The 12,157-nt window shown below is 46.2% G+C and carries 5 protein-coding genes and 1 pseudogene; all 6 read left to right on the top strand.

Features of this window, described 5'->3' with window-relative positions:
- The first annotated feature begins 415 nt into the window (after positions 1–415).
- The 6 genes and pseudogenes from AACV20_RS11525 to AACV20_RS11500 all read left to right on the top strand — a co-directional run bounded on the left by AACV20_RS11525 (position 416) and on the right by AACV20_RS11500 (position 12,001).
- Positions 416–2,869, top strand: coding sequence for a glycogen/starch/alpha-glucan phosphorylase (locus AACV20_RS11525; protein ID WP_013868184.1), 2,454 nt, complete (start codon positions 416–418; stop codon positions 2,867–2,869).
- A 101-nt stretch (positions 2,870–2,970) separates the two neighbouring features.
- Positions 2,971–5,148: a 4-alpha-glucanotransferase gene (gene malQ, locus AACV20_RS11520; RefSeq protein WP_047687685.1), complete on the top strand. Its 2,178-nt coding sequence runs from the start codon at positions 2,971–2,973 to the stop codon at positions 5,146–5,148.
- A 181-nt stretch (positions 5,149–5,329) separates the two neighbouring features.
- Positions 5,330–7,519 (top strand): 1,4-alpha-glucan branching protein GlgB, encoded by a 2,190-nt coding sequence (glgB, locus tag AACV20_RS11515; protein WP_170907316.1) that lies wholly within the window; start codon positions 5,330–5,332, stop codon positions 7,517–7,519.
- A gap of 290 nt (positions 7,520–7,809) precedes the next feature.
- Positions 7,810–8,328: an Hcp family type VI secretion system effector gene (locus tag AACV20_RS11510; RefSeq protein ID WP_013868180.1), complete on the top strand. Its 519-nt coding sequence runs from the start codon at positions 7,810–7,812 to the stop codon at positions 8,326–8,328.
- Positions 8,329–8,469: 141 nt separating this feature from the next.
- Positions 8,470–10,950 (top strand): annotated as a pseudogene (gene tssI, locus AACV20_RS11505) (type VI secretion system tip protein TssI/VgrG); the annotation flags it as partial.
- Between the two features lie 664 nt (positions 10,951–11,614).
- Entirely contained in the window at positions 11,615–12,001 is a 387-nt protein-coding gene (locus AACV20_RS11500; protein WP_047691023.1) for a hypothetical protein, read from the top strand.
- The last annotated feature ends 156 nt before the right edge of the window (positions 12,002–12,157 follow it).

The raw sequence follows: 12,157 nt of genomic DNA, 5'->3' as shown, positions 1-12,157 counted from the left end.
CTTGCAGGATTCACATTTACTCATCATCTACGCCCTGTAATTGTGACTTTAATCACTAAAACTTCTTTGTTATGCGCTATATAAAAACTGAGCATGTACAAAATCTCATGTAATTTGTAAATGAAGCTCATTTTTTTGAGAGCCAATTCTCATATTGAGAGATTGATATTCCTGATCGAAACCTTAGCGTCATGAGCGGTATTTAGGCTAGTGAGCAAGGTGATGTGATCACAATCACTGCTTATGAACCGCTATGTGCAACGAATGAGAGATAGATCACTGCGACTCTGGTGCTCGCCCTCTACGCCCTGAGCCCTCCTCCTAAACGAGGTCATTTTTAGGAGGATGCCGACCTTGCGTAGCTGATGCACGATATGCCGAAGATGAATTAAAACGACTAAGTGAGATTTCGCTAATGAAACCTACGCAACAGAAGAAGTTTGATAAAGCTTCGTTCCAAGACAACGTAAAGAAACACCTGACTGCCACCTACGCCACCACCATTGAAAATGCAGATAGCCGTTCATGGTATCTCGCAATGGGGCGCGCACTGGCTGAATTAACGATGTTTGATCTACTCGAAACTGAGCAAGACGAGCGCATTGTTAACGCTAAGGGTCTGAACTACTTATCACTTGAGTTCTTGATTGGCCGTTTAACGGGCAACAACCTCATCAGCATGGGCCTGTATGAGCAAATCACGGAAGCGATGGCTGATTTAGGTCAGAACCTAACGGATTTATTAGAAGAAGAACGTGACCCATCCTTAGGTAATGGTGGTTTAGGGCGACTTGCGGCATGTTTCATGGATTCGTGCGCTGCGCAAGAGTACCCAACCGTAGGTTATGGTTTACATTATGAATATGGTTTGTTTAAGCAATCTTTTAGTGAGGGCCACCAACAAGAAGCTCCTGATGAGTGGCGTTGTGTTGAAGGCTACCCGTGGGAAGTGGCACGACCACACCTAGCACAAGAGATTGGTTTTTACGGCCATGTTGACGTTATCAATGACAATGGTGTGGAAAAACGCCGTTGGATTCCGAGTATGTTTGTCCAAGCAATGCCTTGGGATTTACCGATCGTCGGCTATGAAAGCGACACGGTTTACCCACTTCGTTTATGGGAATGTCGCGCAATTGCGCCTTTCTCACTGGCTGATTTCAACAACGGTAACTACTTTGAAGCACAGCATGCCTTGATTGATGCAGGCAACATTACCAAAGTACTTTATCCAAACGATAACCACGAAAAAGGCAAGACACTGCGTTTGATGCAGCAATATTTCCATAGCGCGGCGTCAATGCGTGACATTTTGCGTCGTCATGCGGCGGCGGGTCATGACATTGCTGATCTTCCTAAATATCAAACCGTTCAGCTAAACGATACTCACCCAACGATTTCCATTCCTGAATTGATGCGTATCTTGATTGATGAGAAAGGCATGGGCTGGGATGAAGCATGGGCGATCAGCTCAAAAACGTTCGCCTATACCAACCATACGCTACTGCCTGAAGCACTCGAAACGTGGAGCGAGTCGTTGATCCAGCGTTTGCTTCCTCGCCATATGGAAATCATTTACGAAATCAACCACCGCTTCCTGCAAGAAGTACGAGCCAAGTGGCCGGGTGATGTGTCGAAACAGCAAAAACTCTCCATCATTCAAGATGGTTTCCACCGTGTAGTGCGTATGGCAAACCTTTGTGTGGTTGGCTCTTACGCTGTGAACGGTGTGGCGGCGCTGCACTCGGAGTTGGTAAAACGCGATCTTTTCCCAGAATTCCACGAGCTTTACCCAACACGTTTGCACAACGTAACAAACGGCATTACGCCGCGTCGCTGGTTGAAATTTTGTAACCCAGGTTTGTCGGCGCTTATTTCGGAAAAAATTGGCACTGAGTGGCCAGCGCACCTTGACCAGCTAGAAGCGATTGCGCAATACGCTGACGATGCGAAATTCCAAAAAGAGTTTATGGCGGTTAAGAAACACAACAAGCAGCGTCTGGCTGATTGGGTATCAGAGAACATGGGTATTGAGCTTGATACCAATGCCATCTTTGATGTGCAGATCAAACGCTTGCATGAATACAAACGTCAACATTTGAATATGTTACATATTCTCTCTTTGTATCATCGTTTAGTGAATGACCCAACGTTCGATATGACGCCGCGCGTGGTGTTCTTCGCGGCTAAAGCGGCACCGGGTTACCACCTAGCTAAAGAGATCATCTACGCCATCAATAAAATTGCGGAAAAAGTAAATAACGATCCGCGCATTGGTAACAAGCTAAAAGTAGTTTTCATTCCTGATTACCGCGTGAGCATAGCTGAAATCATCATTCCTGCTGCCGATGTATCCGAGCAAATTTCTACCGCAGGTAAAGAAGCATCCGGTACCGGTAACATGAAAATGGCGCTAAATGGTGCTTTAACCATAGGTACGATGGATGGTGCAAACGTGGAAATTCGTGAGGAAGTGGGTGATGACAACATCTACATCTTCGGTTTGGAAGTGGACGGAGTCGAAGCATTAAAAGCCAGTGGTTATAACCCATATGATTACTACAATGCGGATCCGCTGCTTAAGGCTTCACTGGATTTGTTGGTGGGTGAAGAGTTTACCCCAGGCGCTCCGGGTAAATTGAAAGCCACGTTCGATAGCTTGCTTGATGGTGGTGATCCATACCTAGTGCTGGCTGACTTCGCTTCGTATGTACAAGCGCATCAGGCGATGGACAAGCAGTACCGTGACCAGGCTGGCTGGGCGAAGAAAGCGATTCTTAACACCGCGTTGGTGGGTAAGTTCAGCTCTGACCGCAGTATCCGTGACTACGTTAACAACATCTGGAAATTAGAAACCGTTAAACGTTAATTTTCAAGTAAGCCAAGGCCTTAGAGCCTTGGCTCTATGATGACTCATTATAATAAAACCCTACCCATTTGAAGGGGAAAGAAGTCCCTTCGGAGAAAGCGATGAAACAACTAAACGCATTAAAACAAGTAGCGGCGATGGCGAACATTGCCGACAGCTACATAAGCGCGTGGGGCGACGAAGCGAAAGTGGAAGATGAAACCATTATCCGCTTATTGGCGTCTTTGGGCTATGACACAACCAATGATGAAACGCTGCTGAAATCAGCAGAAAAGAAACACAAGAAAGATGTATTAGATCCTGTTCTCGTTATTCGTGAAGGTGAAGCGGTGGAAGTGCCACTTTATCTAGGTGCCAGCGCACGTGAAAGCGAATTTAACTGGCGCTTAGAAACCGAACAAGGAGAGGTACTTGAAGGCTATCTTCAATCGCAAGTCGTTCGTGATGAACGCGCTGAGGGTGGCCCTTTAGTGTTTGCATTGCCAAGCGATTTGGCATGGGGATATCACAAACTGTTGGTGACACGGAAACGCCGTAAAACACCGTATGAGCTCACGCTGATAGTGACGCCAAAAGCCTGTTACAAACAAGCACCTATTACTGAAGGTAAAAAATTGTGGGGCCCGAGTGTGCAGCTTTACACGCTGCGTACTCAGCACAACTGGGGTATTGGTGATTTTGGCGACTTAAAACAGTTAGTGGCGGATATTGCCTCTCGTGGCGGCGATTTTGTCGGCCTTAACCCGATTCATTCTCTCTTTCCTGCAAACCCGGAAGGAGCGAGTCCTTACAGCCCATCGTCACGCCGTTGGCTCAATATTTTATACATAGACGTGAGTTCAGTGCCTGAATTTGCTTTGAGTGCGGATGCGCAGCAAAAAGTAGGCAGTGCGGAGTTTCAGCAACGTCTTCAGAAAGTACGTGAAGCGCATTGGGTAAACTATACCGAAGTTGCAACATTAAAAATGAGTGTCTTGCCACTCCTGTTCACCGAATTTAAAAAACGCCATTTAGATAAAAATAGCGATCGCGCACAAGCCTTTTTGAATTTCGTTGAAGAAGGTGGTGAGAGCTTAGTGCACCAAGCGGCATTCGATGCGCTGCATGTCGATTTACATGCCCAAGATCCGAATGTATGGGGTTGGCCGGTTTTCCCTGAAAAATATCGTCGGTTTGAAAACAGCGCAGTACAGAAATTTATCGAAGACAATCAAGATAAAGTTCACCTATACATGTACTTGCAGTGGATTGCTGATGGCCAAATTAATGAAGCCCAAGCACTCGCGGAAGAAAAAGGTATGGCGGTCGGCTTATACCGCGACCTTGCGGTGGGTGTGGCTGATTCTGGCTCTGAAACTTGGGCTGATGCCGGTAACTTGATTTTAGATGCTAGCATTGGCGCACCGCCCGATATTCTTGGACCATTGGGTCAAAATTGGGGCTTACCACCGCTTAATCCACAAGTATTACAAGCAACCGCTTACGATGCTTATATCAAGCTGCTGCGCGCCAATATGAAACATTGTGGTGCTCTGCGCATTGACCATGTACTTGGTTTACTGCGCTTGTGGTGGGTACCAAAAGGTGAAAATGCCACTAAGGGTGCTTACATCTACTACCCAGTACAAGATATGCTCGCGATTTTAGCGTTGGAATCTCACCGCCATCAATGCAGCGTGATTGGCGAAGATTTGGGCACAGTACCTGATGAAATCGTCGATATTTTAGCCGATGCGGGTGTTCACTCTTATAAAGTGTTCTTCTTTGAAACCGCAGACGATGGCGGCTTTATCTCACCGAAACATTACGCCGCTCAATCGATGTCGGCACTGTGCACACATGATATGCCAACGTTGCGTGGTTTCTGGCATTGCGATGATCTCAAAATGGGGAGCGAAATTGGTTTGTACCCCGATCAAGCCCAGCTCGAAGCCTTGTTTGAGGACCGTTTGAAATGTAAACAAGGCATTTTGGATTCGGTGGCATGGCATGGTTATTTGCCTGAGGGTGTGGGGCGCGATGCAAGCCTTGTTCCAATGGATTCGTATTTAAGTGAGGCGCTGCAATTGCACGTTGCATCTGGCGCATCGACCTTGTTAAGTATTCAGTTAGAAGATTGGTTGGAAATGGATAAACCCGTTAATATTCCGGGCACCGTTAATGAGTACCCTAACTGGCGTCGTAAACTTTCAATGAATTTGGATGAAGTATTTGCGCGTGATAATGTCAATCGCATTGCTGCACGTTTAACGGAAGTGCGAGCGAGTGTAAGTAAATAATCACTTACTGAATAAACCTTGATGTGGCTTAGTGTTATCTTTCTTAATCATGGCATGAAGAATTTTAGTCTAGGTCACTCAATGTAACAGCAGAGTTCGGTACACTGAACCTCGCTAGTATGCCCGCCATTTTAGCGGGCATTTTTATACGTTTAAAGAAAGTTAGGTTAGGAGTAGGGATATGAAAACAAAAAAGCTTTCAAAGCTAAAGCAGGCATATAGCCAACTTTCCCATGCATCATTTACAGATCCATTCTCATTTTTAGGCCCTTACCTTGCACCCGATCAAGGTGCGCTACGCGTTTGGATGCCGGGTGCCGAAAAAGTTGAGCTGGTGGTGGAAAATCAACCCCGCATTCTGCTTGAGCGTGAAGATGAGTCGGGTTTCATCCTAAAATCAAATATTGATTTACGTTTTACCCACTACCAATTGGCGGTCGATTGGGCAGGTGTCGAACAGCTCATCGATGACCCATATCAGTACCATGGTTTATACGCTGAATATGATGATTTACATACGCCGAAATCGATGTATCACCACATGGGTTCGCAGTTCGTGACCATGGAACGTGGTGGTAAACAAATCTCAGGTATCCGTTTTTTAGTCTACGCACCGCATGCCAAAGCGTGCAGTTTGATTGGCGCATTTAACCAATGGGATGGACGTCGTAATCCAATGCAGCGCCTTGATTACGGTATTTGGGGAATTTTCATGCCCAACTTACCCGAAGGTACGCAATACAAATTTGAATTGAAAGGGCCTCATGGTGAAGGGTTACCGCACAAAGCCGATCCTTGGGGTTACTACGCCGAGCAATACCCTTCGTTTGCTTCAGTGACGTATGATCATCGGCGTTATGAATGGCAAGACAGTACGTGGCAAGCTCGCCCCATCACCGAAAAGCGCAAGCAAGCGCTCTCTTTCTATGAGTTGCACGTGGGCTCTTGGCGTCGTAATTCGGCGGGGGAATTTCTAAATTATCGTGAGCTGGCTGATCAACTGGTGCCTTATTTGGTGGATTTAGGCTATACCCATGTAGAGCTTATGCCCGTGTCTGAGCATCCATTCTATGGTTCTTGGGGCTATCAACCTGTTGGCTTATTTGCGCCAACGAGCCGTTTCGGTACGCCCGATGATTTTAAATATTTCGTGGATCAGTGCCACCAAGCCGGCCTTGGTGTGGTGCTCGATTGGGTTCCCGCACATTTTCCTGCCGATAGTCATGGCTTAGCCAATTTTGATGGCACTCCTTTATTCCATGACCCTGATCCACGCCGCGGCTGGCATCAAGATTGGAGTTCGTATATTTACGACCTTGGCCGCGAACATGTGCGCCGTTTCTTAGTCTCGAATGCGTTATATTGGTTTGAACAGTTCCATATCGATGGCATTCGAGTAGACGCCGTTGCTTCGATGCTCTATCTCGACTACTCACGCAGCCATGATCAGTGGATCCCAAATGTGGATGGCGGCAGAGAAAATTACGATGCGATTGCCACCTTAAAGTGGATGAACGAAGAAGTGTACAAACACTTCCCGAATGCTATGACCATTGCTGAAGAATCAACAGCTTTTCCCGGCGTTTCAGCGCCAACCTTTATGGGTGGCTTAGGCTTTGGTTTCAAATGGAATATGGGCTGGATGCATGACAGTTTGGCCTATATAAAAGAAGATCCCGTCCATCGTAAATACCATCACAACGTCATCACCTTCCCGTTAGTCTATGCACACAGTGAAAACTATGTGTTGTCGCTATCACACGATGAAGTGGTGTACGGCAAGGGTTCGATCCACAACAAAATGCCCGGCGATGAGTGGCAACAAACGGCAAACTTGCGTGCTTATATGGGTTACATGTATGGCCAGCCGGGTAAAAAACTCAACTTCATGGGCACTGAATTTGGTCAAACGGCAGAATGGAATCATGATGACCAACTTCAGTGGTTCTTATTGCAGTTTGAACGCCATCAAGGAGTGCAGAATTTAACGCGAGATCTCAATAAGATGTATCAAGCCGAGCCTGCACTTTTTGAGTTAGACAGTGAGCCTCGTGGCTTTGAGTGGCGCTTACAAGATGCGGCCGATGCGAGCATTCTTGCGCATGAACGCATGAGTGACTGCGGTGAACGTATTTTAATTATCACCAATTTTACCCCTGTTCCTCACCAAGCTTTTCGTTTAGGTATGCCTGTCAAAGGTGAGTATCAATTACTGCTTAATACAGATGATAGGCACTATGGCGGTAGCAGTTTTGAAGTCAAAAACCGTGTACTGACTGAAAACGTTGAGAGTGAGGGTTTAGACCAATCTATTTTGGTCTGTGTACCGCCACTGGCAACTCTCTACTATAAGCTAGAGACAAGGGTATAGTTGTCAACCCCATTGCAATTTAATGAGTTGAATGGTTTCTTGTGAAGTCTCAACATCAAAATCCCGATTTACAGTGTGAATCGGGATTTTTACATCTGGCTGTCTCAGAATGAGGGTAAGTTTTTACCCATCGAAGCAATATCTTGCTCATGCTGGGCAGGTTTTTGCTCAATCAAAAATACATACAATATAAGTGTTTGATTTTAAATGGTAATAGAGTTGGCACTGACTTTGCTCTATGACGAGTGAACTTGTTTCATACCATTCATCATTAAAGTAAGGAATTTGCAATGCCAACTCCATGTTATATCTCTATCGAAGGCGAAACTCAGGGCCTGATCACTGCTGGTGCTCTGTCTACTGATTCAATCGGTGATGCGTTCGTTGAAGGTCATGAAGACCAAATGTTGGTTCAACAATTTGACCACGTTGTAACTGTACCGACTGATCCACAATCAGGTCAGCCTTCTGGTCAACGTGTTCACAAACCATTTAAATTCACCGTAGCGCTAAACAAAGCGGTTCCTCTTCTTTATAACGCACTGGCGTCTGGCGAGAAGATGAAATCGGTTGAGCTAAAATGGTACCGCACTTCTATCGAAGGTAAGCAAGAGAACTTCTTCACTACTACACTCGAAAGCGCGTCTATCGTGGACATTCACTGTGAAATGCCACATTGCCAAGATCCAGCGAACGGCGACTTCACACAAAACGTTACGGTTTCTATGTCTTACCGTAAAATCCTGTGGGATCACGTGAATGCGGGTACTTCAGGTTCTGACGACTGGCGCAAGCCTGTTGAAGCGTAATCACGCTTAGTTTTTGGGTCGCTCACTCGTGTTTCATGTCCTTGGGGTGAGTGGCCCACACCAAAACCTTAAGCTCAGTACGTAGCCTAGTTATGTATTGAGCTTAAGGTTTTTCGACATTCAAATGTGGAAGGTAAAAAGATGGCAAGGTTAAGTTTTAGGCTCACCGTGGAGGGTTTGGCAGACGACACGTTAGTGGTACGTGAATACCAAGGCGTGGAATCGCTGTCTGATAGCGCGCAAGCGGGCCTGCATTGCTACGGTTTTCGCTATGAGATAAAACTGGCCAGTCGCCAATCTGGCTTAACGGCGCTGGAGCTGGTGGACAAAACCGCTCAGCTTGAGATGCTGCGTGATGGCCTTGTCGTGCAGCGCGTGCACGGCATTGTGCGCCAGTTCAGTAAAGGCGATATTGGCCATCATCACACCTTTTACTCACTTACCTTAGTCCCGGCATTAGAGCGGCTATCACTGCGCCAAAACAGCCGTATTTTCCAGCTCAAAACCGTTCCCGAAATCCTCTCCATCGTACTGCAAGAAATGGGCATTAACGACTACGCCTTCTCGCTGAAACGTGAGTGTGCTCAGCGTGAATTCTGCGTGCAGTACCGTGAGACGGATATCGACTTCTTGCAGCGCTTAGCCGCCGAAGAGGGCTTGGTGTATCACTTCATCCATGAAGAGGGGAAACACACCCTCTTTTTCAGTGACGACAGCCAAAGCCTGATAAAGCGAGAAACGCCTATCCCTTGCAACGCCCTTGCGGGTGGCGTGATGGAGAGCCCTTATGTGTCGCAATTAACGCAACACAGCCAAACCGAAGTGAGCCACAGCGCGCTGCAAGATTACAGCTTTAAAAAACCGAGCTACTCGTTTGCTCAGCAAGCGCAAGGGCGCGAGATGGATTACCAGCAAGCGACCTACGAACACTTTGATGCACCGGGTCGCTTTAAAGACGACGTCAGCGGCAAAGCCTTTAATCAAATTCGCTTAGAGTACTTACGACGAGAAGCGCGTACTGCGACCGGAAAAAGTAACCATCCTGGCCTGCAAGCGGGCACAAAGTTCGACTTACAAGAGCATCTTGACGACAGCGCGAACCGCGATTGGGTTGTAGTGCAAGTGCACCACCAAGGGCGTCAGCCACAAGCTTTGGAAGAAGAGGGCGGCAGTGGCGCGACCACGTACAGCAACCAATTCACGCTCATTCCTGCTGATGTCACGTGGCGTGCGACACCGCAAGCCAAACCTCAAGTGGATGGCCCTTGCATGGCGTTAGTCGTGGGCCCTGATGGCGAAGAAATCTTCTGCGACGAACATGGCCGCGTCAAACTGCATTTCCCGTGGGACAGATATTCCAACGGCGATGAGCACAGCTCGTGCTGGGTGCGCGTCTCACAAGGTTGGGCTGGCAGCCAATACGGCATGATAGCCATTCCGCGCATTGGTCATGAAGTCATCGTCTCGTTTCTCAACGGCGACCCAGACCAACCGATAGTGACAGGCCGTACCTACCATGCCACCAACAAAGCGCCGTACACACTGCCGGATAACAAAACCAAAACCGTGCTGCGCAGTGAAACGCACCAAGGAGAAGGGTTTAACGAGCTGAGTTTTGAAGACCAAGCGGCGCAAGAGAAAATCTACCTACACGCGCAAAAAGACTTAGATGCCTTGGTGCTTAATGACGCCACGGCGCACATCAAGCACGACCAGCACCTCACGGTGGATAACGACCAGTTTACGCACGTTAAACATAACCACCACCTCACGGTGGAGGGCGAAAGCCGCGATAACATAACCAAAGATAGCAGTGTAGAGATTAGCGGGTCATTACAGCATAAAGTGGCCAAACTGACCGCGATAGAAACAGGGCGCGAAATCAGCCTTAAAGTGGGAGCTAAAATCGTTGTAGAAGCTGGGGCTGAAGTGACTTTAAAAGCGGGTGGCAGCTTTGTCAAAGTGGATGCTGGTGGCGTGCACATCGTTGGTCCTGCGATTAACCTTAATGCTGGCGGAAGTGCTGGCAGCGGTAGCGCTTATGGTGGGCAATCCGCCATGTTGGCAACCCCACTACTTGATATGAAAGCTCCGGCCGAATTACAAGCGAGTGCTATTAGCGCGACCATGCAAAGCGGCCAAGCGAATGTGATCACTCATTTTGAGGCTGCCGCAGTACAATCCGCTGCGCAGAAATCATCTGCATCACAACAAAAGCTGTCAGAATCTAAGGCGGCAGAAAAGAGCGCTCAGGAAGAGAGCCCAAAAGAGGATGCACAAAACGAAGATAAAGCATCACTGCTACAATCGGATGTGTTGAAACCTTCAGAAGAGCTGGAAAAGTTAGCGAAGAAACAAGCCAGCGCTTTCAGAAAAGGCAACAATGGCGAAGAAGTGAGCTTGATTCAGCAAGCGTTAATCAAAATGAAATTTGATTTGCAAGCCGATGGTGATTTCGGTAATAAAACCAAAACGGCCATCGAACAGTTCCAAAAAAGTTATCAACCCAGTCATCAAACGCATCCGTCGTACAGCATTGGCCCCGTTGATGGTATTGTTGGCCAAGGGACATTGTTAGGTTTAGATGAAGCGTTGATGGATGAGTGGGTTTATGAAAATGATGAGATGGATCTGAAATGGTTGACTGTACCAAAAGGTCAATTGACCTTTGATGCAGAGGGGAATGACATCGAAGGAAGCCCATTCTTTTCTCGGAAAGTGCACATACCTAATCATCGCGGAAAAGTGATAGGAAATTCAGGTGTTACTATCGGGCGAGGTCTGGATCTCGGCAGTCCTCCAAGCGGTGCTAATGGCCAAAATCCCTCTAAATTGGATTTGAAAAATTTATTTGAGCTAGCGGGTCTTAACCCGAAGTTATCAGTGTGGCTCTTAAGTGTTGAGGGTAAAACAAAAAGCGATGCATTGAGTGCCTTGAAGTCGAGTGATTTAACCGATGAAGAGTTGGTTATTACTAGAAAGCAACAGTACATTATGTTTAACACTATTTATGAATATCTTGAAAATAAGACAAAAATCTTAGTTACAAAAGCAGATGTACAAAAAACATATGGAGTTGTTGATTGGGAAGGAATGCCTCGTAGTGTGAAGGATGTAACTATAGATATTACATATCGTGGTGATAGCTATACTGAAACTCGTAGAGCCTATGTTCCGGCATTAGTTGAAGACAAAGTATCGATGAACTATTTCAACTTTAAAAGAATTATGCATTATGAAAATGCAGTATGGAATAGTGTACCACTAAACAGGAAGACAATAAGATATGACCACTTATAACCTAATATTTTACTGCACTTTTTTATTATCTTATTCATCCTATGCTGGGGCATTTCCGATTCCACCAAGTAATGAGTTAAGAACGTTAATTAAGTCTTACGATAATCAGACAGGTAAAACTGGAGATAATGTTGCCTATATACCAATAGGAAAGCCTTGTCTGAATGTCGTTACTAATGGAAAGCATTATGAGTATTGTGTTATTAACGAGAATGAAAACTTGTCGAATAGTGATAAGCAAGGTTTTTATATTACTTTAAAAAGTGTATCAAAGAGCGATATTAGTTTTTCATACGATACACTCTGGTATTCAATGAGCTGTCGTATTTTTACCGAAGATCAAAAAATAGAATGTGATGAGCCCTACGGTTAGATATTGACTGTTGTTTTAAATAGAATAAAGGAGAGTGTCCTGAATTCTGTGTAACTGTCTAAACTTAAGCCTTAAAGGCTAAGGATGGACAATATGGATAAGAAAGCACTCGAAGCTTTTGCTCGTGAAGCAGCAAAGTCAATTAAGACAGAATCT

It is taken from the genome of Vibrio sp. B4-6, assembly GCF_963888245.1.
GTDB classification, from domain to species: domain Bacteria; phylum Pseudomonadota; class Gammaproteobacteria; order Enterobacterales; family Vibrionaceae; genus Vibrio; species Vibrio anguillarum.
Note: the sequence above shows the minus strand (reverse complement) of the source record. Positions and strands in the feature narration are given on the sequence as shown.

What these genes read in the sequence shown, in the direction of transcription:
- AACV20_RS11525 (WP_013868184.1), top strand. Translation starts at nt 416, where the DNA reads ATGAAACCTACGCAACAGAAGAAGTTTGATAAAGCTTCGTTCCAAGAC.
- malQ (WP_047687685.1), top strand. Translation starts at nt 2,971, where the DNA reads ATGAAACAACTAAACGCATTAAAACAAGTAGCGGCGATGGCGAACATT.
- glgB (WP_170907316.1), top strand. Translation starts at nt 5,330, where the DNA reads ATGAAAACAAAAAAGCTTTCAAAGCTAAAGCAGGCATATAGCCAACTT.
- AACV20_RS11510 (WP_013868180.1), top strand. Translation starts at nt 7,810, where the DNA reads ATGCCAACTCCATGTTATATCTCTATCGAAGGCGAAACTCAGGGCCTG.
- AACV20_RS11500 (WP_047691023.1), top strand. Translation starts at nt 11,615, where the DNA reads ATGACCACTTATAACCTAATATTTTACTGCACTTTTTTATTATCTTAT.